The organism is Kordiimonas sp. UBA4487, assembly GCF_002389025.1.
In the GTDB taxonomy this organism is placed as follows: domain Bacteria; phylum Pseudomonadota; class Alphaproteobacteria; order Sphingomonadales; family Kordiimonadaceae; genus Kordiimonas; species Kordiimonas lacus.
In genome coordinates, this window is sequence record NZ_DGNR01000002.1 from 44,056 (window position 1) to 67,740 (window position 23,685).

Consider the following 23,685-nt stretch of genomic DNA (forward strand, 5'->3'; position numbering starts at 1 on the left):
GCAGGCATGTTTGGGAGCGAGTAGGGGGCCGAATGGCACATTCTATCACACCGGAACGTCAGGGGGCGCGGGATGTCTTCCTGAAAAATCAGGGCTGGCAGGACGCCGAAGTTGAGCCACTAACCCCCGATGCTTCGTTCCGGAGCTATGCGCGCCTGCGCCGCGAAACTGGCGGCTGTATGTTGATGGACGCGCCGCCTGCACATGAAAACCTCAAGGCGTATCTGGATATCACGGCCCACCTGCGCGACCTGGGCCTGCGGGTGGCAGATACGCTGGGGCATGACCTGGACGCAGGCTTTGCCCTGATCGAAGATATGGGCGACGCCACTTTCACCCGGCTTTTGAATGCCGGCCATGATGCCGAACCCCTTTACCTGCTGGCGACAAAGGTGCTTAAGGCCCTGCATGACCACCCGCGTGCAGTTGATATTGACCTGCCGCCTTATGATATGACAGCGCTCCTGCGGGAAGCAGAATTGTTTGTCGATTGGTTTGTCCCTGCTTTTCGCGGTAGTGCGCCAACGGATGCCGAGAAGCGGGGCTATATGGCCGCCTGGCAGGATGCATTGGCAGGGGTATCTGAAGCCCGACATGCTCTGGTGCTACGGGACTATCATGTGGATAACCTGATGATCACTGGCGGCCTTGAAGATATCAGCCACTGCGGGCTGCTGGATTACCAGGATGCGCTTCTGGGTGCGCCGGCCTATGACCTGGTGTCCCTGGTGGAGGACGCCCGACGCGATGTGTCGGATGAGCTGCGGTCTGCGGTGATGGTGCACTATACAAAAGACATGTCTGCGGCGCAGGTTAAGGCGCTTGAACTCGATATGGCACTTCTTGGCGCCCAGCGCCACGCCAAGGTTGCAGGGATTTTTGTCCGCCTCAGCAAACGGGATGGCAAACCCATTTATCTGGGGCATATCCCGCGGGTTCTCAGGCTGCTATCGAAGGCGCTGGAAGCGACGGAGCTTTCAGGCGTGCGGGAGAGTATTGAGGCGATGGTGCCAGGCTACCAGCAGGCTAGATTTTAAAGTCACGGACGGCTTCCCAGAACAGAGCTTCATACTGGTCCACCATGGCTTTTACCGAAAATTCCTGTTTGGCTTTCTGCTGGTTTGCAGCGCCGATCCGGAGGCCGGTATCGCGACGCTCGAGCATAGCCGATAGCGACTGCGCCAGGCCCCGGCTGTCGCGGCCCTGAATGAAACGCTGGTTTTCTTCGCAAACCATCTGCCTGATATCACCAACATCGGTACTCACGATGGGGAGGCCGCAAGCCATTGCTTCAATCACCGACAGGGGCATTTGCTCCGTGTCAGAGGACAGGGCGAAAATTTCAAATGTCGGGATGATGGCTTCAGGATTTTCCAGCGCCCCGGTGAAGACCACGCGGTTAGCCACGCCCAGTTTTTCCGCATGTGCCTTCAGGGCTGGGCCTTCGCTACCACTGCCAACAATGACCAGCTTAGCCCCCTGATACAGGCCAGCAATTTTACTGAAGGTATCGATCAGCCTTGTCAGGTTTTTCTCGGGCCTCAGTCCGGCGACGGTGCCGATGATGCGATCATCATGCGTGAGCCCGAACTTTTTCATCAGGACCGGATCGGGCGGGCAGATAAAGCGGTCAATATCAATGCCATTGGGCACATAATGAAGCCTGTCGTGCTTGATGTGCCAGTTCTCAAGGGCAACGGTTTCAAGGGCATGCGAGGGAACGATTACAGCGTCGCAGCCCCGATAGGCGAATGACCGGATCACGCGCCGGCGCGGCAATTCTTTGCTTTGTTCTTCTTTCCCGAAGCCGTCCTGAATGTGGATGCTGGGGCAAATTCTGACAAAGCGATTGGCCAAAGCCCATTCTACCGAGCCCCAGTTATAGGTCACGAGAAGGTCCGGGTCATAGTCTGCCAATAGGCGGCGGCAGGTTCTGACGGAACTGGCCATGTTTGCCTTCTTGACGGCAGGGGGCATCTCCGGGATGGGCCCGATATCCTTTATGAGCGACAGGGCGTCGTAACATCCGTCCATCGCGAACACGGAATGCGTGAAATTTCCTGTCTTCGCGTTGATCTGACTGACAACGCGGCGCTGCGCCCCGCCAACCTCGAAGGACGGGAAAACATGTAGGATTCGAAAAGGGTTAATCAATCCAAGGCTCCTGCGCGCGACCTCTTCAGGGGTACTGCTGCCGAGGGCGTGCGTCAAGGCAATACAACCCTTTTCTAATGGCTCATGAATACGGGCAGTTGGCTTTTCGCGGTTATATGTTTGGTTACACCGCCAAGCACCATTTCGCGCCACCTGGAATGGGAGTAAGCCCCCAACACAATTGTATCAGCACCGATTGTATCTGCAGTTTCCAGAAGGCATTCACCGACCGATGAACTGCCGGCGTCTGCATGTTTGGTTTCTGCTTTGACGGCATGTTCGGCCAGATAGTGGGCAATGGCACCTGCACAAGGGCGGTCTTCGCCGATGTCACCAACCTGAACGATTGTCACTTTCTGGGCATCTCTGAGCATGGGCAGGGCCCCGGCCACCGCGCGAGCCCCTTCGGCACGGCCGTTCCAGGCAATCATCAGGTGTTTGCCGACGGTGCCATCAAAAGACCCCGGCACCATAAGAACAGATCTGCCCGAGCGGAAGATCAGGTCGTGGAAGATGTCTTCGCTGTCGGGACTGTCGCTGTCCGGTTGCAGGCACACTGCGATATCGGCCGTACGGGCGCGGCGCCCCACATGGTCACTAACTTCACCGGTAAGAACTGTCCAGCTGGCCTTGGCGCTGTCGCTGGCGTCGCCTTCTGCCAACCACTTCAGCCCCTGCTTGTCAATTGTTGCGCGGAATTCGCTCTCGGCTTTGTCGGCCTCTTGTTTGCCTTGCTTTTCTGCATTGTCACATAGGGTCTGGATCATATCCGCAGTGAGGCCTTCACCCATGAAGGGGATAGCTGAGCGGGGGTCGGGCCGGATGAAGAGCCCGGTCAGGCTGGACCGAAACTGCAGGGCAAGGTTGCTGGCAACCTTGGTAAGGGGTGCAGCTTGAATGTGAGCAGTAAGGGGGAGCAGGATTGACTTCATCGGGGTTGCCTCCGTTCGCATTTTTCAAACTCTATGCTTGGCCTGAAGTTTCATTTCTGTCTTTGATGCTAGTCAAAGCTGGTTCATCATGCGTTCACCGCTGTGATTTTAAAAGTATACTCTATGAAACGTGTAATTTGTATTCTGCTCTTTTTTGGTGCCGTGTCAGCCGTGCAACTGACGCTTCCCTTCCCCTCTGGAACGGGTGTTTTCAGTGTATCAGCGGCCGACGAACATGATGATGTCCTGCAGGCCATCAAACGCGGCGAACTGATGACCTATGCTAAAATCAAGCGTATTGCCGAGGCCAAACTGCAGGGGGTTGTGGTTGGGCAGAAGCTCAGGCGCACGAATCGAGGCTGGCAATATGATCTTAGAATCCGGCGCAAGGACGGCAAGGTCATGGTGGCAATTGTCGATGCGCGAACCGGTGAAATAGTCGCAACACGATAAGCGGGGAGAAAAAAATGCGAATTCTTGTGGTGGAAGACGATCAGGCGCTTGCGGACCAGATGAAGTCCAGCCTGATCGATACCGGTTATTCGGTTGACCACGCTGCAGACGGTGAAGATGGCCATTTCCTGGGTGATACGGAACCCTACGATGCGGTGATTCTTGACCTGGGCCTGCCGATTATGGACGGCACCAGCATCTTGAAGAAGTGGCGTGCGGCGGGCAAGGCTATGCCAGTCCTGATTTTGACAGCCCGCGATGGCTGGACGGAAAAGGTGGAAGGCCTGGATGCCGGCGCTGATGACTATCTGACCAAGCCCTTCATCATGGAAGAATTGCTTGCACGCCTGCGGGCGTTGATTCGTCGTTCGGCAGGGCAAACCAGCCCGCAGCTGGAATGCGGGCCAGTAATTCTGGATACGCGTAACGGGCGGGTATCGGTCTCAGGCAGTGCGGTCAAGCTCACGGCACAGGAATTCAAGCTCCTGAGCTATCTGATGCACCATGAAGGCAAGGTGGTGTCTCGCACCGAGCTGACAGAGCATATCTACGACCAGGATTTCGACCGGGATTCGAACACCATTGAAGTGTTTGTGAACCGGGTCAGAAAAAAGCTGGACGTCCCCCTTATCCATACCGTGCGCGGTCTTGGCTATCGTCTGGAATGGGTTGAGGAATAGGTGTGAACGAACCGGGCGCAGCTCAGGAAAAGGATGAACGTGCCGCCCACGGGCGCGTGCGCCATTTCCTGCGTACGCTCACCGGGCGACTTCTCCTGTCGGCCCTCTTGTGGTCTGGTGCAGCGCTCGTGATTGGCGGCATGCTGCTTTCATATGCCTTCAGAAGTTATGTGCTGTCTGACGTTGACGAAAAGCTTGAACTGCTGATCGATACGATGGTGGGTATCAGCGAAATTTCGCCGGAAGGTGTGTTGCGTTTCAATCAGCCGCTTCTCGACCAACGATTTGCCGCACCCTATTCAGGCTGGTACTGGCAGATTTCTGAAGCGGGTGAGGCACCGTTCCGTTCCCGCTCGCTGTGGGATTATGAACTGCAGCCCGACCTGGATATGCGCACCTTTTCCCTGAAGCGTTATGAAGGCGAAGGACCAGACGGCCAGACGCTGAGGATTGCGGAACGCGACATCATTCTGCCCGAAGCAGACCGGATTTTCCGATATCAGGTGGCAACGGATACTGCCGAGGTGCGCGAGGCTATCCAACGCTTCAACTGGCTGCTGATGAGCGCGCTGGGGCTGATCATGCTGACAGTCTCTCTCGCGCTGGTGTTGCAGGTCGCCTATGGCCTGAGGCCGCTTCGCAACCTGAGGCGCAAGCTTGTTGATGTGCGCGGTGGCGCGGCCTCTCGGATCGAGGGCGACTGGCCGGAAGACCTCAAGCCTCTGGCGCAGGAAGTCAATGCGCTGATCGACCAGAATGAGAAACTGGTGTCGCGGGCGCGGACACATGTGGGCAACCTTGCTCATGCGCTGAAGACCCCGCTTAGTGTAATCAAAAATGAAGTTGATGACGACACGTCAGACAAGGCACAGGCCATCGCTGTGCAGGTACGCAGCATCCGTGAGCATATCGATCACCACTTGAAACGTGCGCGTATTGCCGGCGGCGGTAGCGGGCAGGGCCTGCCGGTTCAGGAGCGGGCCGAAAAAATTGCGCGTGCGATCGAACGATTGAACCAGGATAAAGGCCTGAAGGTGGATGTCGCCATCGAAGCGGACCTCAAGTTTGACGGCGAGAAAGAGGATTTCGACGAGGTTGTCGGCAATATTGTCGATAACGCTGGCAAGTGGGCAACCAGCCACATCACTGTGTCGGCCCACAAATTACCCACAGACCAACGGCGGCCCTATATGCTGTTTCGTGTCGAAGACGATGGCCCCGGCGTTGATGAAGCTGAAATGGAAGCGTTGTTCGAACGCGGCCAGCGGCTGGATGAGCACGTGCCGGGAACGGGTCTTGGTCTTGCCATTGTACGGGATATTGTCGAGCTTTATGGCGGCAGCGCGGCCCTTGAAAAGGCATCGCTTGGCGGCCTGGCGGTTATCCTGAAACTTCCAGCTAAGTAACCTGTGTCTTGTCGCTAGGCCTGAGGGCCAGAAGCGAAAGCCAGCCGGCAATCAGCGCAAGCCCGCCAAGTGGCGTGATCCAATGGAATACGCCAAGGCTGCCGGGGCCCAATAAAACGCGTACATAAAGGCTTCCTGAAAATGCCAGGATGCCGATTTGGAACAGCCAGACGGGAATATGAATGCGCGGTAGATTTCCCGAAGACGCGGAAAGTGCCGCGAGCCCAAGAAGGGCGAGGGCATGAAACAGATGAAACTGTGTCGCCATTGCGAACATGGCTTTTTCGGCCTCAGGTGTTGAGGCGGGCAGCGCATGCGCCCCCACTGCAGCAAGGCCTGAGGCAACGGCGCCATTGAGGCCGGCTGCAACTAAAGTTCTGCGAGTGCTGATCATTCCTGAATCCAGTGATTTTACGCTGTTTTTTGGTAACAGGCTGAATTTAAAGCACTAATTTTCTGCACGAGCAAGGGCGCGCCCAGTGGTGGAGTAAACTTAATTTTAATACTATTTATAATAGAATAATTTAAATACTAATGGTTGTCTTTCTGTCGGCTATTGCGTAAAATGTAATATTACGCTGGGCCAATAAATTGGTGAACAGTAGCTTCAGTGGAATCTGAAGTAATAAAGAAGAAACGGCGGCGACCTGGTCAATGGTTGCCCGAAAGTGGCAACAAAGGCCGCATATAATAATTTAAATGGGGAGGTGGAAAGAGTGTGGAAAGCCGCATGACTTGGTGTGGCGTCCGTTGATGTCGAGGAGAAATACGTGCTGCAGGAAATTGTGAATGTAGCGAATGTTGGTTTCGTGGTCATTGGTCCGAAGCTTGAAATTCGGCTGTGGAACAGATGGATGGTACAAGCCACGGGCATTGACAGTGAAACTGCCTGCTACCAGCAAGCCGATAAATTATTGCCTTCCATTTTCACGCCTACGTTGATTGAAAAAGTGCGCAATGCCATCAATATGGGTATCGCCACCAGCATTCCCCAGGCAGACGGCGATTTGACGCTTTCTTCTCAACCAGTAGACATCACAATTCAACCCCTTGAAGCACGGCATTATGTTCACTCTCTCAGGCCTGTCCGCGAGGAAGTTGTGGACCAGCTTTGCCTGTTGCAGATCAAGACAAATCTGCCTGCGCTGCGTGCTGGCTTTGCCGCGCAAGGCGGCACTGCGACCAGTGAAGAAGAAGAGCTGGTGAAAAGGGCCGAAGCTGAAAGGTTGAACTTTCTTGCTATGGTTGGACACCAGATACGCACGCCAGTGAATGGCGTGCTCGGGGTTGCCGAGCTTTTGCGCGACACCAAGCTGACAACCGAACAACGGAAATATATCGATCTTCTGGTTCGTGCAGGTCAGTCGCTACAGACGTTCGTAAACGAGTTGACCGACTTGTCCTACCTGGAGGCCGGTCGCGTGCAGCTAGAGGAAGAGGTCACGGACCTGCCGCTGCTGCTGCAGGATGTGATGGGCATGTTCGAGACCACAGGGTCGCAGAAAGGGCTTCAGGCCATACTCGAGGTTGCTTCAGATGTACCCAAGCATGTCATGGTGGACCACCAAAAGCTGCAGCAGGTTTTGGCTGTGCTTCTCAATAACGCCTTCAAGTTCACCCATAAAGGGGGCGTCAGCCTGAAAGTGGCGTTCCGGCAAGGCGAGCAACAGCCAGAATTGTTGCTGCAAGTATCAGACACCGGTGTCGGCATTCCGGATAACCGGATCGGCACGTTGTTTGAGCCCAGCAAGCCTACTGTAGATAATGGTCGTTTCTATAATCGTACAGGCCTTGGATTGTTCCTGTGTCGGGAACTTCTTGAATTGCTGGGTGGTAGTGTGAAGGTCGAAAGTGCCTTGGAAAAAGGCACAACATTCTCGCTGGTTGTTCCGGTCCATGAGGCTTTGGATGCGGTTGCTGTGAGAGGCCAGGGTGCCAAGGTTGGCGTCAGGCATGGATATCGGAAGTGGCGTATTCTTCTGGCTGAAGACAATCCGGTTAATCAGGAGTTGTTCCGGACCCTGCTTGAACACGATGGTCACGATGTGACTGTCGTTTCCAACGGGCAGGAGGCGGTAAATGCTGTGCAGGTCAAAGCGCCATTCGATATTATCCTGATGGATATTGCCATGCCGGTGATGGATGGGCTGGAGGCAACATCCCTGATAAGGTCGCTGCTTGGCCCTGTCGGAAAGACACCAATACTGGCGCTTACAGCACACGCGCTGAAAGGGGACCGTGAGGTGTTCCTGAATGCTGGAATGGACGGCTATCAAAGCAAGCCGGTTGAACCAGGTAAGCTTGAGGAAGCGATCGCCCGTGCAATCGCTTCGCGCAAAGCCAACCGGTCATGGGCAGAATTTAGGGCACCAAAACAATTGGCACGCCCAGCGAATGGGCCAATGAGTTGGCTACGCTTCCCAGGATTAAATCGGCCACGCGGGACCGACCGCGCCGACCAATAAATACCTGGCCGGCCTTTTCTTCCTTGGCCTGTTTGCGGATGACTTCCACAGGGTGGCCCCAGTGGAGTTCACTGCTGATTTCCACGCCAGAATCCTTGTGCCTGGCCAGGACGGGGTCGAGAATTTCCTCACGCGCCCGCTGCTCTTCATGTTCTTTCTCAATCGGACGATTGACGATCTCCTCCACTGTCAGCGGCTGATAGCCTGACCAGGGGACCACGGTAACCAACTGGACCTTGGCGCCGGTCAGCTTGGCCGTCTGTATTGCGTGGTCGGCCGCTCTGTTGCCCCACTCGCTGCCGTCAACCGCTACCAGGTAAAGCTTGTGTTTCTTCATTTTCGTTCCCTTTTCGAAATGATTTTTCCGAACTCGAAACAACTATAGGCCCTATTTTGACAGGAGCCTTGACGGATATCAAATGAAGTCGGTGATTTAAGCCGGTTCCATCGCGTGATTGCTTTTGATCATGTCAGCGCATTTTTCTGCGATCATGATGGTGGGTGCATTGGTGTTGCCGCCAATCAGGCGCGGCATCACGGATGCGTCCACAACACGCAGGCCTTCAAGGCCTATCACCTTCAACTCCGGGTCAACCACGCTCATGACGTTGTCGGCTGGGCCCATGGCGCAGGTGCCAACAGGGTGATAGATTGTCTCTGCCTTGCCGCGAATGACGCCATCCGTAGCTGCATCGTCATCCAGGTCAATCCCGTCCCACGGGCTTTTCTCGCGGTCGATCATGTCGGCGAGAGCAGGCTGGCGCATCAGGCGGCGCACGACCTTGATACCTTCCCGCATCACCCGCAGGTCCTCGGCTTCAGCCAGATAGTTGGGGTCAATTTTTGCAGGCTCGAGCGGGTTGCTGGATGCAAGCGATATGGTGCCGCGGCTGTGGGGGCGCAACTGGCAAATATGGATGCCGAAGCCGTGCTCGTGTGGGTCTGCAAAGCCATGCGGTTCGTCTGCCATGGCCAGCATGATGTGGAACTGGATGTCCGGCCGCTCAAGCGCTGGATCTGTCTTGAGGAAAGCACCAACAGGCGTGACGCAGTCAGATAGCACACCCGGTTTGCCCAAGAACCATTTCAGCATCTCTGCAATGCCCCGGTGAGGCGCTTTGTAGCGAAGGTAAGAGATCGGGGCCTTGAGGTGGGCATATACAGTGAGGTCCAGATGGTCCTGCATATTCTTGCCAACGCCCTTCAGTTCATGCATGACGGGCAAACCGACCGCCTGGATGTCTTCAGGGTCGCCGATGCCGGAAAGCTGCAGCAGCTGCGGGCTGTTGATAGCGCCGCCACAAAGAATGACTTCGCGTCCGGCGAGCCACTGTTCCACTTTGCCCTTGCGGCTGACTTCAATGCCCACAGCCTTCTTGCCCTTCAGCATCACGTGGCGCACCTGGGCTTCGGTGAGGATCGTCAGGTTAGGGCGGTCTTTCGCGGTGCTCAGATAAGCTTTGGCAGCACTCTGGCGACGGCCGTCGCGGATTGTCTGGTCGTACCAGCCCACACCTTCCTGGTTTGGGCCATTGAAATCATCGGTAAAGGGCAGGCCCATTTCACTGGCTGCATTCAGGAAACCGACGTTGAGCGGACTATCCGATGTATGCTGGGTGGTCAGCAGCGGACCCTCTGAAGAATGCAGGTCGTCATCTCCGCGGTCGCTGCCTTCAGCTTTCTTGAAGTAGGGCAATACATCATCCCACGCCCAGCCCTTGCAGCCGATCTGCGCCCATTCGTCATAGTCGCGGGCGTGTCCGCGTACATACAAAAGGCCATTGATGGATGACGAGCCACCAAGCACTTTGCCGCGAGGCCAAAAGAGGCGCCGGCCATTCAGGTGCGGCTGGGCTTCTGTCCAGTAATTCCAATTGTGCTTATTCGGCGCCACGACCTTGGCAATCATGCCTGGCATGTGAATGGCCATCGAACTGTCTTTTTTGCCGGCTTCAATCAACAACACTTTCACAGCGCTGTTTTCACTCAGGCGTGCAGCCATTACGCACCCGGCGGAACCCGCCCCAACAACAATATAATCAAATGTCTTTTGGCTCATTGTATCGCTTTCAGTGTAATTGGCAGGCCGTCTACCGGCTTGATCAGTGGCATGATCTGGAACCGGGTTTTGTAGCCTTCCGGCAGGATAAGCTCATAGTTCGGCAGCAGATGCGTCATGATTACTTTTGCCTGCATATAGGCAAAATGCAATCCCAGGCACATATGCGCGCCGCCGCCGAATGGCACCCAGGCATAGCGGTGCCGCTCCTTGACGCCGCCTTCAGCTGAAAACCGCATGGGGTCGAACTTTCCTGGGTTCGGCCAGGTTTCCGGGTCGCGGTGCGTGGTCACGGTGCTGAGGCCTACAATAGTGCCCTTGGGAATAACGTGGCCGTTAAATTCAACCTCGCGCACTGTCTCGCGTGGCATGGCGGGCACGGGTGGGTTCAGGCGCAGGGCTTCCTTGAAGGCATATTCCGTCAGCGTCAGATCATTCATTTTCTCATAGGGCAGGCGGCCATCATTCAGCCCAAGAGCCAGGATCTCCGCCCGCAGCTTGTCCTGCCACTCCGTGTGGCGCCCCAGCTCATAAACCAGTGTGGTCACAGAACTGGTAATGGTGTCGTGGGCTGCCATCCACAGGAAGATCATATGATCGATAATTTCCTGATCGGTGAAGGTATTGCCATCATCATCCCGGGCTTTGCAGAGCTGAGTGAAGATGTCGGTCTGATCACTCCCCCGGCGTTCCGGGATGAGGGACCCTAGGAAGTCGATCATGAACCGGCGACCCTGGATGCCGCGCGCCATTTTAGTGCCGGGGATGGGAACGCGCACCACCCCCATGCTGGCCGCGACCATATCGGTCAGTGCCTTGTTTACACGGTTACTGTCTTCTCCAGGCTCCAGGCCCAGGAACACGGTAGTCGCCATATCGAGCGACAGTTTCTTGATGGCCGGGTAAAACTCAAAATGGCCTTCCTCGCCCCAGGCCTTGATCCGTTGTGGCATGGCGTCATTCAGACGTTCCAGATAGCCCTTCATGGGTTCAGTTTTAAATGCTGCTGCCATGATGTGGCGGTGGGCACGATGTTCGGCGAAATCGAGCAGCATCAGGCCACGCGGGAACAGCTTGCCAATATACGGCCACCAGCCTTTTTCGCTGGAGAAATTCTTGCCTTTGTCCATTAGGACAAATTCGTTTGCCTCAGGACCAATCAAGGTCACGCTGTCGCGGAAAAAACTGTTGGTCCGGTAAACTGGCCCGTATTCCCTGCGCATGCGGGCGCCGAAGGCAACCGGATCACGAATAATATCGAATGTGTGGCCAATTATCGGTAGGCCGCGTTCGCCTGGAATATCTTCCAGACGCGCCGCTGGCCGCTCTGTCGCAGCTGCAGTCATATGCCTTTGTCCCTCCCCAGGGTGTTGTGTGCCAGTTTAAACCATATAAACGGAACTCAACAGTCTAGAAAATGACTATAGGGCACTATATGCGGCTGTCAATTCTTGCCGTGAGAGGGGCTGGGGCGACCTACCTTCACGCCTGGTTTTTGCTGCCGTTCTTCTTCGAATTCCATTGCGGTTATAACATTTGTTGCATCCCAGGGGGCATATCCACAGCGATTGTCAGAAGCACCGTCGGGCAGGGCGCCAAAGAAGAAGTCAACCTGCATATCGGGTCTTTCGATGGGCTCGCCCGCGATTTTGAATTCGTGGTATTTCCAGCGCGCAAGGGCTCTCTGGGCATTATCATCAAACACCCCTTCGGGTGTGGACTTGACCACCTGGATGTTTTCCACTTTGCCATCCTTGCTGATGTCGTAGCGCAAGGTAACCGAACCAGAAATTTCCTTGCGCGCCTCTTTCTGCTGCATCACCAGCATGGTGCATTGTTTCAGTTGGACATACGGATCGACCGGATCGCCGGCGGTGGACGGCAGTTCAGGCAGCGGTATATGGGTGCAGGTTGCGTCCCCGCCTTCGCCAAAAGTGAAGGTGATGGGTACATCCTTACGGGGTGCTGCATAGCCATCCTCAAAATACAGGAAGTAGGACCAACGCTTCAGTGCCCGCTTCACCGCGCCGTCCATCGCGCCTTTTGGCTCGCTGTCCGTGATCCTGATGTTTTTCACTTTGCCGTCGTCTGTGATGTCAAACAGAGCAGAGGTATGGCCCGTCAGACGTTTCTTGATCACCAGCCTTGGCATCATCGGGTTAACGCAAGCAGAATTTTGCCACATCGGGTCCAAAGGCCTTTGTGGTTCGTCGGCCATTGCGGAGGCCGACACAGACATGGCTACAATAGAAATAAGTGCGCGTGAAAATACTGACTTCAACATCCCCGAATACCCCATATTTATACTGATACAATATAACGTATACATTGATGCCATGCTGTCAACATTGTGTTTTTCAGGGCCAGAATGCAAGCAGCCCACCAAAAAGGTGGGCTGCTGGCGCGTCTGGTTAGGTGGCTTATTTCGCTTCTGCTGTCGTCTGCTCGGGCCAAGGTACGTGGGTGCAGGTCGCTTCCTTATCGGCGGGGCTGCCGCCAAATGTGAAGGTCAGCTCTACATCCTTACGGCCGGCTTCAACGCCGTCCTTGAAATAGGCGAAGTAGCGCCATCCCCTTACCGCGTTGGTAACAGACCGGTCCATCACGCCAGGCGGGTCGCTTTCGACCACCCGGATATTCGTGACCCGGCCATTTGGTTGAATGTCGTATTTGACTTTGACGAAGCCTTCCAGCTGCTTTTGCTTCACTGCAAAGGCAAGGCGTGCGCCCTTGCATCTGGAAGTCAGCCACTGCCCGTCATGTTCATCCCCATCTGCGAATGCAGCGGGTGTTGGTGCGCCCATAATTACCGCCAACATAAGCCCCAAGGCGGCTTGTTTCGTGGTTCGCATGGTTTTCCCCTTCATCTCCCAAGTAGATTCCGAATTCATGCTCCACTATCGTGACAAGTCTCTTTCCCCAAAAAGACTGAAGCGCCGCTTTGATGCGGCGTCTGCTGTGTTTATTGCTCCTGCTGTCTGTCACGCCCCCTGAGCGTGACCATATGTGCCCCAAGCCGGCACTTTGGTTTATGGATGCCAGCATAGGACGTATTGCCGGATGGTGCAAGGCGGGGGCTTTTGTGCCTATGGTGCGCCGTATCCGCCACCACCCGGTGTTTCAACTGTGACGCAGTCGCCGGGGCTAACCTCCGCCGCATCTGACGCCGCCAACGTCTGTTCGCTGCCATCCTTACGGGTGACAAATGTTGCCCCGGGCTTGCCTGGTGCGCCGCCGTTCAATCCGGGCGGTCCGTCTGACCGGTGGCCGGACAGGATCGACACTTCCATGTCTTCAAGAAACCGGATGGTCCGGACGGCACCATTGCCGCCCGTGTGAGCGCCAGCGCCGCCACTGCCGCCCCGGATGCCAAAGGTTTCGACCCGCACGGGATAGCGCCACTCCATCACTTCCGGGTCGGTCAGGCGGCTGTTGGTCATGTGTGACTGGATCGCATCCGTGCCGTCAAAGGTGGGTCCGGCGCCCGTACCACCTGCGATGGTTTCATAATATTGATGCCGGCTGTTGCCAAAGGTCAGGTTGTTCATGGTGCCCTGGGCCGCCGCCATGGTGCCTGCCGCTAAAAACAGGGCATTGGTAACCACCTGGCTGGTTTCCACATTGCCGGCCACCACAGCCGCGGGCGGCGTGGGGTTCAGCATAGAACCTTCAGGGACAATCATGTTGATTGGCTTCAGGCAACCGGCATTCAGCGGAATGTCTTCGCCTGTCAGCGTGCGGAACACATAGAGGACCGCCGCTTTGGTTACAGCCAGAGGCGCATTGAAATTGTTGTCCTGAACAGGGCTTGTGCCCGTGAAATCAACCGTTACCGTGCGGGCATTGCGGTTAGTGGACAGGCGCACACACACCTGTGCCCCGCAATCCATCGGGTAGGTGAAGCTGCCGTCTTTCAGCCGGTCAATCACCCGGCGAACGGCTTCCTCGGCGTTATCCTGGACGTGGCCCATATAGGCGTCCACCACATCTCGTCCGAAATCGATGGCCAGTTTGCGCACCAGGGCCACTCCGCGTTCGTTCGCGGCCACCTGCGCTTTCAGGTCCGCGACATTCTGATCCAGATTGCGCGACGGGTATGGGCCTTCACTGAGCCTGTCTCTCAGATCCGTCGTGTTGAAGCTGCCTTCTGATACCAGCTTGAAATTGCTGAAACGGATGCCTTCCTGGTCAATCGTTTTCGAATTTGGCGGCATGGATCCCGGCGAAATGCCACCGATATCTGCGTGGTGGCCGCGCGACGCAACATAGAAATGTGGCTCTGCGTCACCTTCAAAGAATACCGGGGTGATAACCGTGATGTCCGGCAAATGCGTACCGCCGGCGAAGGGGTCATTCAGCATGAACACATCGCCAGGCTTTATGGTGCCCTTGCGCGCCTCAATGATGCTGGTGACGCTTTCGCCCATGCTGCCCAGATGCACCGGCATGTGGGGGGCGTTGGCGATCAGGTTGCCTGCCTTGTCAAAGACAGCGCAGGAGAAATCCAGCCGTTCCTTCACATTCACCGAATGGGCTGTTTTCGCCAGCACACCGCCCATTTCTTCGGCCACCGACATAAAGAGATTATTGAAAATCTCCAACATGATCGGGTCGGGCTTCGATGTATCGATGTCGCGCCTTGAGCGCTCTGCCGCACGGTGCAGCAGCAGGGTGTCATCAGCCTTGAGGCTTGCGGCCCAGCCTGGCTCAAGAACCGTGGTGCCGCCGTTTTCCAGAATAACGGCCGGCCCCATGATTTCATGGTCAGGCTTCAGGCGCTCGCGGTGATAGACGGCGGCGTCACGCATCTCGCCTTCACTGAAGAAGCGGTAGCTGCCTTCCGGCTTGGTGTTGTCACTGTTTGCTGTGAGGTTCAAGGCGGTTGCCGCCCCGCCGCCCACGGCCTCCGCTTCAACAGCTTCTACAAAGATGGCTTGGTCGGGTTCCGTGAAGCCGAACTGGGTTTTGTGCGCCACTTCAAAGGCGGCTTTGGTTTCGTCGCGGCCTGACAGCGGAACCGATAGTGCGGTGTCGGTGCCCTGGTATTTCAAACGGACGCGGACTGCTACCTGCTGGTCGTTTTCCTTGATGCCCTGTTCTGCCAGGCGCGTTTGCGCCGAGGCGCGAACCTGGTCTGCCGCTGCGTTTATGGTGTCCAGGTCCTCAAGCGGGCTTTCAAGTGCCTGGTCGGTGATCACCCTTTGGTCAGCAAGTCCCATCCCAAGGGCTGAGAGAACGCCTGAGAAGGGTGGCACGATCACATGGTCGATCCCCAGCGCATCTGCCACAAGGCAGGCGTGCTGACCACCAGCACCGCCAAATGTTAGCAGGCTGTATTTCTTGATGTCGTGGCCGCGTTCGACTGAGACGCGTTTGATGGCGCGCGCCATATGTTCCACGCCGACGGCCAGAAAACCTTCTGCGATCTCTTGCACGCTGAAGCTATCGCCTGTTTCGGCCTTGATCTGCTTTTTGATGGACTTGAAACCTGCCTCAGTCGCGGCTCTATCCAGGGGTGATTTGCCGTCTTCGCCGAACACGGTTGGGAACAGGTCTGGCGACAGCTTGCCCAGCATGACGTTACAGTCGGTCATGGTGATAGGGCCGCCTCGGCCATAGGCAGCGGGGCCCGGGAAGGCACCCGCCGAAGCCGGGCCCACAAGGAAGCGTCCGTCTTCAAACCTGCAGATAGAGCCGCCACCGGCTGCGACGGTGTGGATATCCATCATCGGTACGGTCATGCGTACGCCAGCCACCACCGTATCGAACACGCGTTCATAGGCGCCGTCATAGTGGCTGACGTCCGTGGAGGTGCCGCCCATGTCGAACCCGATCAGTTTGGAGAAGCCTGCTCGTTCGGCTGTTTTGGCCGCGCCCACAATGCCGCCTGCGGGGCCTGAAAGCACTGCATCCTTGCCCTCAAAGGCGTGTGCTGCTGCGAGGCCGCCGTTCGACTGCATGAAATAAAGCGGGCAACCGGTTGTGGCTTGATCAACCTGATTCACATAGCGCTTCAGAATGGGGGACAGGTAGGCATCCGCCACCGTGGTGTCGCCGCGCGATACCAGTTTCATCAGTGGGCTGACCTTGTGGCTCAGCGATATCTGGGTGAAGCCGATGTCTTCCGCGATCTTGCTGGCTGCAATTTCGTGGGCCGGGAAGCGGTAGGCGTGAATGAAGGCAATGGCCACACTGCGCAGCCCCTTATCATATGCCTTCTGGAGCGCTGCTTTGCAGGATGTCTCGTCAAACGGTGTAATGACGCTTCCGTCGACGGCCATGCGCTCATCGGCTTCCACCACATCTGTGTAAAGGGGGGCCGGGCGCTCGGGCTTTAGGGCGAAGAGGTCCGCCCGGTGTTGTTGGCCGATCAGAAGCGCATCCCTGAACCCCTTTGTGATCAGAAGCAGGGTGGGCTCGCCGTCACGCTCAAGGAGTGCGTTGGTCGCAACCGTTGTACCCATCTTGATGGCGCGAACGTCAGAGGCAGGGAAGGGTGCATCTGTGTCCACGCCCATGATATCGCGCATGGCATGGACAGCGGCATCGTCATACTGACCGGGGTTTTCGGACAGGTACTTATGACTTGAAAGGCTGCCGTCCGGGTGGCTTGCCACCACGTCTGTAAAGGTCCCACCCCGGTCAATCCAGAATTCAAATTTGTTCATACATCAGTCCCTCGCTTTGCCTATGCATACTGGTCTTGAAAGACCAGTTCAATGCGAGAGCGATGTTGGCAGCTATATAAATAAAAATGGCACCACTCTGGGAGAGAGTGGTGCCGGGGCGGCCCCTCGAGCTGAAATGGTGCCAGGGAAGGTCGGGGCCTGGGTGTCGGGAACCCAGAAGGCTGCAACCGTCAGGACTGCATCTCCACTCCTTCACCTAATAAGGGTAAAATTAAAACCAATGATTGTCAATTGCGTTCGTTGCTACTTTTTTCCGGCTGCATTTCTTTGAAGTGTGTGGCCAGTCCTTGATAACGGGCACGCATGTTGCTGCCCATGCCTTTGCAGAAGCGGGCTGTGCCAAAATCGGTCAACAGTGCATCAAACAAGCCGCGCCGACGGCCGATCTTGAACATCAAGACATTTGATGACACATCGGCAATCAGTGTGATGCGGTCTTTCCCCTGCAACTCGCCCATCGCGTCCGTGATGGCCTCTTCAATCGGAGACCCTTCAACCTTCAGGGCAATTTGCAGCGTGCTTTCTGCGGCAATCTTGTTCAATGTTGCCGGGTCAAATGACGGATCCTGGCAAACCAGACTGAAGGCCATAACCTGTGCGGCGTCGTCCATCAGATGCAACTCGTCTTTGTCGCGGTTGTCGTCGATATAGATCAGGTGCTGCGCGGACAGCATGCGCACCAATTCTGCGCGCTTCAGCAAATATTGTATGGATCTAACCGTTTGGTCCTGCTGGGAAGGCTGGGAATTTTCCTCTTGTGCAGCGGCGGATAAGGTCAGCGCCATGCATGCGGCGAAGGCAGTGGTGATCAGCTTTTTCATGGAGAAACCTTTCCATATCTTATTGTTCATAGTGTCATAGCATTGTTTTGCTGGGGCGAAACATGCTAATTCGCACCGGTGGCTTTACCCAATGCAGAGAGTAAGAGTGCATGGAAATATTTGTGGATGCGGATGCCTGTCCCGTGAAGGAAGAGGTGCTCAAGGTTTCCTACCGGCATGACATGAGGGTTCATCTGGTCTCCAATGCCTGGCTGCGTCTTCCTGTGGGGGACAATGTCAAGAAAGTGGTCGTGGGGGATGCTTTTGATGCCGCGGATGACTGGATCGTGGAGCATGCGGCAGCGGGTGATATCTGCATCACAGGCGATATCCAGTTGGCCGCCCGGCTGATTGAAGCCGGTGCAGTGGTTCTGGGCCATAACGGCAAGCCGTTTACAACAGATAACATCGGCATGGCGCTGGCCATGCGCGAGCTCAAATCCCAGCTGCGGGACATGGGTGAGGATCGGGGCTTCAATGCAAGCTTTTCCCAAAAGGATCGTTCCCGCTTCCTGTCTGCGCTGGAACTGGCGGTACAAAAAGGCAAACGCAGCTGAGCACCCGCAGAGTTTGAATGGCAAAAGAAAACGGCGCAGGCCATGAGCCGCGCCGTTTCCCCGACATATGCCTAACCCCTTAGACTTTGATGTCGATCTTGAGGCCTTTACCATTGATGGTGTGCGGCGCTTCAAGTTTTACCTTGCTCTGAGGTACGTCATTGAGATCCAGCTTGGCGCCGCCACCATTCTTTTGTGGTGCGATGCCCGCTGTATTTAGCTGCAGGGCAGGGCCAGATGAAATGCTGCTGATCATAAAGTACTCCTGAACCGAATCCGATGATTTTTTGTGGTTACAGGGGCCTTATTGCCAGATGGCGTTTCCTTTGTGAAGAGATGGATAAAATTTTATCCAGATTGCTGATTTTATTGACCTTTTGGTAACCAATCGGACAGGAATCGAATACTGTTTTGGCCCATCACCATGCGGATCACATCTTCTGAAACACCACGTTTCATCAGGGCCTGTGTGATGGCCCCGGTATCGGCGGCAGTGATGGCCTTGACCGTGCCGTCCCAATCGGACCCCAGCACCACATGATCGGCGCCGATAAGGTCAATGCCGTAGGCGATGCTTGCAGCAATATCATCAGGTGTGTCACCGCAGGCCGCCTTGTCCCAGAAGCCGACAGCAATCAGGCCGCCTTTGCCGGCAATTGCCTGCATCAGGTTGTCCGGGAAATTGCGGGGGGTACTGCAGTGTCCGCGAAAGCCGGTGTGGGAAACCACCACTGGGCGCGTCGCAATCTTGAGCGTATCCCAGGCGACCTGCTCAGATGAATGGGCTAGGTCAATGATAATTTCGCGTTCTTCCAGGCGTTCAACCACCTGCTTGCCAAAGTCTGTAAGGCCGCCTTTCCCCGTGCCATGCAGGGAACCGCCGAGTTGGTTGTCGAAAAAGTGCACCAAGCCCACCATGCGGAAGCCGGCATCGTACATCCGGTCGATGTTTGCAATGTCCCCTTCCAGCGGATGGGCCCCTTCGGTGCCCAACAGGGCACCAAGCGGCGTGCCGGACGATTGTGTAGCGCGGGCGTCAAGATATTGCTGAAGCTCGGCTTGCGTTCGCACCCACATCATGCCGCCGCGGGAACGCTCGATGGCGCCATCAAGCTTTTCAGCCTGATAAAGCGCTCGCTCCAGCAGGCTGCCCCATGTCCTGATCGGCCAACCCTGGCCAATGGCAAGCAGGGTGATGTTGTCGCTTGAAGCGTCGTTTGTGCTCAGGTTCTGGCCGCGCGGCGTTTTTGTGACTGTGGTGAACATCTGCAGGCCAACATTGCCTGCCTGCAGGCGCCGCAGGTCTACATGACCCTGATCATTGTGGGCCAGCAGATCGCGTTCCCATAGAAGCGTATCCGCGTGCCAGTCCATTACCAGAAGCGACTGGTGGAGGACCGCGGCGTCAGCATTCAAGCTATAGGGCCGGTGTGCGACCTGTTTGTTCATGGTGCGGTCGGCCATGGGTGCTGCGATCAGGCGCAAGCCGACATAGCCAACCAGAAGCACCAATAGCGCGATGGTGGCAGTGATTTTGAGAACACGAGCCATAAAAAATCCTCCCCTAAATGAAATATAGGGGAGGAAACCTGTTTGGCGAGCCCTGATAGCCCGTGCTGGACTTTTCTGGCTAGATGCTAGCTTGCGATTCGGCCTGTACCGCCAATTGATCAGCAATAGCATCTGCCATGTAGGCCGCAAGCTTGCTGAGGCCACTGGTCCAATACTGGTCAGTGTTTAGGCCATAAGCGCGATAGTCAGAGCCGCTATTGATGGTGTCTACCTTAATCGCACGGTATTGGTCGCTGTTAGGGTCCTGAAACTCAACAATTGCTGTCATGACCCCCTTAGGAGCTCCAAGAGCACCTTTGCGTCCGGCTGACGAGATACGGCTGTTCAGGGCAGAGATAGAATGATCAAGCTGTATGGACGTTATGGTTACCCGGAAGTCTGGAGCTTCAACACCGCGGGCTTTCAGGCCACCATCAATCATGTGCTGCATCATGGCCAGCAGATCATATTCCTTGAGGCCACTAAAGGCAGGGTGGCGGATGATGCAGTTGCGTTTGCAATTCTTGCCTTCGATCAGGTTAATGCTGTCTTCATAGCGCGACAGGTGGTCACTGTATCTGATCTTCTCTGTGGCGCCCAAGGCAAGCGCAGCCTTCGGTGTGACTTCCCTGACCTTTGTCTTTTGGGATGCGGCAGGGGCGTCGTCGGAATCTGTGACCTTTGTCGCTATCTTGACGCCCCAAGTGCTGCGGCCAGTTGGCGAGACCTTGGTCTCGCTCCCTGACGGCAGGTCGCGCACGCGGATTTCGGCCACCACCTTTGTATCGTCAGTCGACAGAAGCTTGCGCTCATAGTCGGAATCGATGCCCGCGACAGCTTTGCTGAAGGCTTCCTGTATCTTCTTATCTTCAGGGAGCAGCGGTTTGATTTCGCTTAGCACCAGACGCTTGTCGTAATCGCTATCGATTGTGGTAGCGGTTTCAATTGCGGCCAGCCAGTTCTGGTTGTCAAACGCGCCGTGGGAAACAACGGAGCCAAGCGCCAGGCGTTTCTCATAGTCGCTGCTGATCTTGGCGATTGCCTTGATAACAACGGTTGTCGCCTTGCGTGACTGGCCCAGTTGCTCAACGAAAGAGCTCAGCAGCAGGCGGAGTTCATAGTCGCTTTCCATCTCGCTCGCAGCCACATTGGCAAGGCGCTCCAGATTGTTATCGCTCAGCGACTGACCGCTGACTGCCGAAGACAGCAGGAGGCGCATTTCATAGTCGCTTTCAATCGAACGAGCGACGTCGATCAGGTCTTCCATTGTCTTGTTGTCAGCGCCGAACCGTGCGATGTAAGGCGTCAGTAGCAGACGAAGCTCATAGTCGCTGTCGATCGCGCGAGCGGCCTTCATGATCTTAGGCATCACGCTTCTGTCCAACTCTGGTTCATCAAGCAACAGTGACAGGGCCAGGCGCATGTCATAGTCGCCGTCCATTTTGGCAAAGCGGTCGGCCAGGTCTTTAAGCTCGCGTCTGGAAAGGTCGGCCATATTCACCAGATGGGACGCATACACGCGGGCAACATAGTCGCTGTCGATCTGCTCGATCTCTTTCACGACGCCGCTGGTGCCTTTGGTGTTCATGATGCGGGTAATCCGGGCTTCGGCATTCAGGCCCACTTCCCGAACAAGTAGCAGCAGGGTTTCAGCCAGCCATTTTTCGCCTTCCTTGTCGAAGCCGGTTTTCTTGCCGTTTTTCCAGAAGGTGGTTTCCAGCTTGCCGTCCGGGTTTTCAATGCGTGCCCGGTATGTCTTGCCGCCGGATTTGGAGCGCAGGTCCAGCATAGCGCCTTCTGCCATGGACGCGACGGCCTCGTCGTTATCTGTCAGGGTGAAATCGCCATCCCAGCGGACCTTGATCTCGCGCTTGCCGTCGTTCCAGGTCATCATGCCATTGCCGTCTACGTCTGTGATGTGGCGACGCACGTGGCCATCATCGTCATGGGAAGACATCTCAAAGCCGAACGAGTCTGCACTTTCTGCAATCAGGCGTGCTTCTTCCGAGACTTGAGCCTCTGCCTGGGCAATGGCAACGCGCATTTCTTCGGCGATCTGTTCCTCAGTTGGCGCGTCCGGGTGGTCCGTTTCCTTGGCTTCTTTTGCCATCACACGAGCCCGCTCAGCCACCTTGGCCCTTGCTTCTTCAATAGCGCGCCGCATCTCGGCCTCGATTTCCGCCGGGCTTGGTGGTGTGTCAGGGTGGGCTGTGCTGCTTGCCATAAGGGATGTCGGCATCTCGGCAGAAAGCGCGCCCGCAAACTGGATGCTGGGCAATCCCAGCGTGATGGCCAGAAGGCCTGTGGCTACGGCACCTTTGGCCGCCATGCCGGATTTTCTGAAAGGTTGGCCGGTAGCGCCAATAAGGCGTTCGACCCTGAATTTTAACATTGATTTGTCACCAGCCATTGCAAGTCCCCACTGTATTTGTCGTGTTTGATGTATTTTTGTGGCGCAGGTGTAGAGGGCGGCTGCAACGGATTTAGCGTCAGCCAAATGGGTTGCTGCCCATTCATCAGCGGAAAGTTCCGCGATGTCAGACAACCGCTTGCGCGCCAGAAGGAATAGCGGTTGAAAGAAAAACAGTCGTGACAAGGCCTGCATGATCATCAGCATAAGCGGGTCGCGGCGCACCATGTGTGCAACCTCATGAGCCAGCAGGCTGTTGAGTTCGCTTTCCGGCAGGTCGTCAAAGGCCCAGTCAGGCAAACAGATTTCACGCCGCGGCAGGCATACCGGACTTTTGATGTCGCTTGACCGGCTAAGGTAAGGCACATGCTTGATGCCCGCTGCGGTACAGATTGCCCGCAGTGCTTTATTGGAATCGTGCTCTGGCGGGACCCGCAGGCGGCTGCCAAGGCCTTTGATAGCGAATGCATACCCGCCGAGGAGCAGCAGCAGGGCAACGCCCGCCAGCATGGCCCATGTCAGGGCCGCCAGCTCCTTGGTGCGCAGGGTGCCAAGGAAGTCCCAAAGGGTTGTTTGACGCGGCAGGGCGCGCTGGCTTGTCTGCAACGGTTGGTTGGTCGCAGGCAATTGCTGTTCCTGCGGCTGCTCAACTATAGGATCAAGCATTTCCTGTTGAGATGGGGGCAGCCTGCGGGCAGGAAGTGCCGTGCGTTCGCCTTGTATATCCTGTGGCAAGGGATCAATCATGGGTACCATGCCAGCGAGCGGTCGCCCTTCGTTGAATTCTTCAACCAGGGCGGATGTCTTTTCATGCTGAATGGTGATGGGTTTGGATATCCAGTCCCCGATGGGCAAAAGCGCGACGAATGATCCTGCAATGGCCAGCTTCCAGGCCATATCTGCAAGATCAGGCGTGTTCAGCAGTCGTGTTTTTTCCATCAGCCAGACCGCGCCAAGAAGGACGCTGCTGGCAACCATGAATTTCAACACCAGCGTCAGGGCCGGCATGTCAAAGAAAAGATCAAACATCAGCTGTTCTCCCCATCGATCAACTGCTTGATTTGGTCCAGTTCGGTTTTTTCGATTTCCCCTTCATTGACCAGATGCGCGAGGAGAGCCTTGCTGTCGCCCTTGAACAGGGTGGATACCAGCGATGAAACCATGGACCGCTTCACATCGCCTTCGCTGATCAGCGGTCTGTAGACACGTTCACGGCCCCGAGTTTCCGAAGCCAGAACGCCTTTTTTCTCCAGTCGGGACAAGATTGTCCCGACTGTTGTATGTGCGAGGCCCAGATTATCCAGCTTCGCCTGCACGTCCTTGGCTGAGCCTTCGCCCAGCTTCCAGAGTGCTTGGACGAGCTGATATTGTTGATCTGATAGTTTAATGTTCGCTGTCATGTCTCGGACCTTCTACTACATGTGTAGAAGTTTGATTACTACAGCTGTAGTAAGTCGTCAACCAAAAGAATCTGAAAAGCCTCACGCAGGCGGAAAAGTACCCACCCC

The 23,685-nt window shown here is 56.0% G+C and carries 20 protein-coding genes; 6 read left to right on the forward strand and 14 right to left on the reverse strand.

Annotation, left to right across the window (positions count from 1 at the left end; all coding sequences use genetic code 11):
* The first annotated feature begins 32 nt into the window (after positions 1-32).
* The gene (locus B3Z17_RS00185) at positions 33-1,037 is read left to right on the forward strand and encodes an aminoglycoside phosphotransferase family protein (RefSeq protein ID WP_286828062.1); all 1,005 of its coding nucleotides are present in this window, start codon (positions 33-35) and stop codon (positions 1,035-1,037) included.
* Here B3Z17_RS00185 and B3Z17_RS00190 read toward each other — a convergent pair.
* Positions 1,027-2,154 carry a glycosyltransferase family 4 protein gene (locus tag B3Z17_RS00190; RefSeq protein WP_068304765.1) on the reverse strand — a complete coding sequence of 376 codons (1,128 nt, stop codon included), beginning with the start codon at positions 2,152-2,154 and terminating at the stop codon, positions 1,027-1,029. The genes B3Z17_RS00185 and B3Z17_RS00190 overlap by 11 nt on opposite strands.
* Positions 2,155-2,228: 74 nt before the next feature.
* Positions 2,229-3,086, reverse strand: a complete 858-nt coding sequence (locus B3Z17_RS00195; protein ID WP_286828063.1) for a universal stress protein — start codon at positions 3,084-3,086, stop codon at positions 2,229-2,231.
* A gap of 123 nt (positions 3,087-3,209) precedes the next feature.
* Between B3Z17_RS00195 and B3Z17_RS00200 the strand changes: the two genes are divergently transcribed.
* From B3Z17_RS00200 to B3Z17_RS00210, 3 genes are read left to right on the forward strand one after another with little or no spacing between them, the layout of a single operon-like run.
* Entirely contained in the window at positions 3,210-3,539 is a 330-nt protein-coding gene (locus tag B3Z17_RS00200; protein ID WP_068304769.1) for a PepSY domain-containing protein, read from the forward strand.
* Between the two features lie 14 nt (positions 3,540-3,553).
* Positions 3,554-4,219, forward strand: a complete 666-nt coding sequence (locus B3Z17_RS00205; RefSeq protein WP_068304771.1) for a response regulator transcription factor — start codon at positions 3,554-3,556, stop codon at positions 4,217-4,219.
* Positions 4,220-4,221: 2 nt separating this feature from the next.
* On the forward strand, positions 4,222-5,625 hold the full coding sequence (locus tag B3Z17_RS00210; protein WP_286828064.1) for a sensor histidine kinase: 1,404 nt from the start codon (positions 4,222-4,224) through the stop codon (positions 5,623-5,625).
* On the opposite strand, the gene B3Z17_RS00215 is transcribed toward B3Z17_RS00210, so the two are convergent.
* Positions 5,618-6,019 carry a DUF423 domain-containing protein gene (locus tag B3Z17_RS00215; protein WP_286828065.1) on the reverse strand — a complete coding sequence of 134 codons (402 nt, stop codon included), beginning with the start codon at positions 6,017-6,019 and terminating at the stop codon, positions 5,618-5,620. The genes B3Z17_RS00210 and B3Z17_RS00215 overlap by 8 nt on opposite strands.
* Before the next feature lie 376 nt (positions 6,020-6,395).
* Between B3Z17_RS00215 and B3Z17_RS00220 the strand changes: the two genes are divergently transcribed.
* On the forward strand, positions 6,396-8,090 hold the full coding sequence (locus B3Z17_RS00220) for a response regulator (protein WP_286828066.1): 1,695 nt from the start codon (positions 6,396-6,398) through the stop codon (positions 8,088-8,090).
* Here B3Z17_RS00220 and B3Z17_RS00225 read toward each other — a convergent pair.
* From B3Z17_RS00225 to B3Z17_RS00255, 7 genes are all read right to left on the reverse strand, one after another.
* The gene (locus B3Z17_RS00225) at positions 7,987-8,427 is read right to left on the reverse strand and encodes a universal stress protein (protein WP_074519497.1); all 441 of its coding nucleotides are present in this window, start codon (positions 8,425-8,427) and stop codon (positions 7,987-7,989) included. The two genes, B3Z17_RS00220 and B3Z17_RS00225, sit on opposite strands and share 104 nt — an antisense overlap.
* 96 nt (positions 8,428-8,523) lie before the next feature.
* The gene (locus tag B3Z17_RS00230; protein ID WP_286828067.1) at positions 8,524-10,149 is read right to left on the reverse strand and encodes a GMC family oxidoreductase; all 1,626 of its coding nucleotides are present in this window, start codon (positions 10,147-10,149) and stop codon (positions 8,524-8,526) included.
* The gene (locus tag B3Z17_RS00235) at positions 10,146-11,495 is read right to left on the reverse strand and encodes a cytochrome P450 (RefSeq protein WP_286828068.1); all 1,350 of its coding nucleotides are present in this window, start codon (positions 11,493-11,495) and stop codon (positions 10,146-10,148) included. The genes B3Z17_RS00230 and B3Z17_RS00235 overlap by 4 nt, the downstream gene beginning before the upstream one ends.
* A 98-nt stretch (positions 11,496-11,593) precedes the next feature.
* Positions 11,594-12,523: an energy transducer TonB gene (locus B3Z17_RS00240; RefSeq protein WP_286828069.1), complete on the reverse strand. Its 930-nt coding sequence runs from the start codon at positions 12,521-12,523 to the stop codon at positions 11,594-11,596.
* Positions 12,524-12,569: 46 nt separating this feature from the next.
* Positions 12,570-13,001: an energy transducer TonB gene (locus B3Z17_RS00245; RefSeq protein WP_286828070.1), complete on the reverse strand. Its 432-nt coding sequence runs from the start codon at positions 12,999-13,001 to the stop codon at positions 12,570-12,572.
* 234 nt (positions 13,002-13,235) lie between these two features.
* Positions 13,236-16,817 carry a hydantoinase B/oxoprolinase family protein gene (locus B3Z17_RS00250; RefSeq protein ID WP_286828071.1) on the reverse strand — a complete coding sequence of 1,194 codons (3,582 nt, stop codon included), beginning with the start codon at positions 16,815-16,817 and terminating at the stop codon, positions 13,236-13,238.
* A gap of 248 nt (positions 16,818-17,065) precedes the next feature.
* Positions 17,066-17,659, reverse strand: coding sequence for a hypothetical protein (locus tag B3Z17_RS00255; RefSeq protein WP_286828072.1), 594 nt, complete (start codon positions 17,657-17,659; stop codon positions 17,066-17,068).
* 110 nt (positions 17,660-17,769) lie between these two features.
* Between B3Z17_RS00255 and B3Z17_RS00260 the strand changes: the two genes are divergently transcribed.
* The gene (locus B3Z17_RS00260; RefSeq protein WP_068304792.1) at positions 17,770-18,216 is read left to right on the forward strand and encodes a YaiI/YqxD family protein; all 447 of its coding nucleotides are present in this window, start codon (positions 17,770-17,772) and stop codon (positions 18,214-18,216) included.
* A gap of 79 nt (positions 18,217-18,295) precedes the next feature.
* Here B3Z17_RS00260 and B3Z17_RS00265 read toward each other — a convergent pair whose 3' ends face one another.
* The 4 genes from B3Z17_RS00265 to B3Z17_RS00280 all read right to left on the reverse strand — a co-directional run bounded on the left by B3Z17_RS00265 (position 18,296) and on the right by B3Z17_RS00280 (position 23,577).
* Positions 18,296-18,472 carry a hypothetical protein gene (locus B3Z17_RS00265; RefSeq protein WP_156432052.1) on the reverse strand — a complete coding sequence of 59 codons (177 nt, stop codon included), beginning with the start codon at positions 18,470-18,472 and terminating at the stop codon, positions 18,296-18,298.
* A 110-nt stretch (positions 18,473-18,582) separates the two neighbouring features.
* Positions 18,583-19,767, reverse strand: a complete 1,185-nt coding sequence (locus B3Z17_RS00270) for a dipeptidase (protein WP_286828073.1) — start codon at positions 19,765-19,767, stop codon at positions 18,583-18,585.
* Between the two features lie 79 nt (positions 19,768-19,846).
* The gene (locus B3Z17_RS00275; RefSeq protein WP_286828074.1) at positions 19,847-23,206 is read right to left on the reverse strand and encodes a M56 family metallopeptidase; all 3,360 of its coding nucleotides are present in this window, start codon (positions 23,204-23,206) and stop codon (positions 19,847-19,849) included.
* Positions 23,206-23,577, reverse strand: a complete 372-nt coding sequence (locus B3Z17_RS00280) for a BlaI/MecI/CopY family transcriptional regulator (protein ID WP_068304800.1) — start codon at positions 23,575-23,577, stop codon at positions 23,206-23,208. The genes B3Z17_RS00275 and B3Z17_RS00280 overlap by 1 nt, the downstream gene beginning before the upstream one ends.
* Between the last annotated feature and the right edge of the window lie 108 nt (positions 23,578-23,685).

Coding starts and splice junctions, on each gene's coding strand:
- B3Z17_RS00185 (WP_286828062.1), top strand. CDS start 33: ATGGCACATTCTATCACACCGGAACGTCAGGGGGCGCGGGATGTCTTC.
- B3Z17_RS00195 (WP_286828063.1), bottom strand. CDS start 3,086: ATGAAGTCAATCCTGCTCCCCCTTACTGCTCACATTCAAGCTGCACCC.
- B3Z17_RS00200 (WP_068304769.1), top strand. CDS start 3,210: ATGAAACGTGTAATTTGTATTCTGCTCTTTTTTGGTGCCGTGTCAGCC.
- B3Z17_RS00205 (WP_068304771.1), top strand. CDS start 3,554: ATGCGAATTCTTGTGGTGGAAGACGATCAGGCGCTTGCGGACCAGATG.
- B3Z17_RS00215 (WP_286828065.1), bottom strand. CDS start 6,019: ATGATCAGCACTCGCAGAACTTTAGTTGCAGCCGGCCTCAATGGCGCC.
- B3Z17_RS00225 (WP_074519497.1), bottom strand. CDS start 8,427: ATGAAGAAACACAAGCTTTACCTGGTAGCGGTTGACGGCAGCGAGTGG.
- B3Z17_RS00230 (WP_286828067.1), bottom strand. CDS start 10,149: ATGAGCCAAAAGACATTTGATTATATTGTTGTTGGGGCGGGTTCCGCC.
- B3Z17_RS00235 (WP_286828068.1), bottom strand. CDS start 11,495: ATGACTGCAGCTGCGACAGAGCGGCCAGCGGCGCGTCTGGAAGATATT.
- B3Z17_RS00245 (WP_286828070.1), bottom strand. CDS start 13,001: ATGCGAACCACGAAACAAGCCGCCTTGGGGCTTATGTTGGCGGTAATT.
- B3Z17_RS00250 (WP_286828071.1), bottom strand. CDS start 16,817: ATGAACAAATTTGAATTCTGGATTGACCGGGGTGGGACCTTTACAGAC.
- B3Z17_RS00255 (WP_286828072.1), bottom strand. CDS start 17,659: ATGAAAAAGCTGATCACCACTGCCTTCGCCGCATGCATGGCGCTGACC.
- B3Z17_RS00260 (WP_068304792.1), top strand. CDS start 17,770: ATGGAAATATTTGTGGATGCGGATGCCTGTCCCGTGAAGGAAGAGGTG.
- B3Z17_RS00265 (WP_156432052.1), bottom strand. CDS start 18,472: ATGATCAGCAGCATTTCATCTGGCCCTGCCCTGCAGCTAAATACAGCG.
- B3Z17_RS00270 (WP_286828073.1), bottom strand. CDS start 19,767: ATGGCTCGTGTTCTCAAAATCACTGCCACCATCGCGCTATTGGTGCTT.
- B3Z17_RS00275 (WP_286828074.1), bottom strand. CDS start 23,206: ATGTTTGATCTTTTCTTTGACATGCCGGCCCTGACGCTGGTGTTGAAA.
- B3Z17_RS00280 (WP_068304800.1), bottom strand. CDS start 23,577: ATGACAGCGAACATTAAACTATCAGATCAACAATATCAGCTCGTCCAA.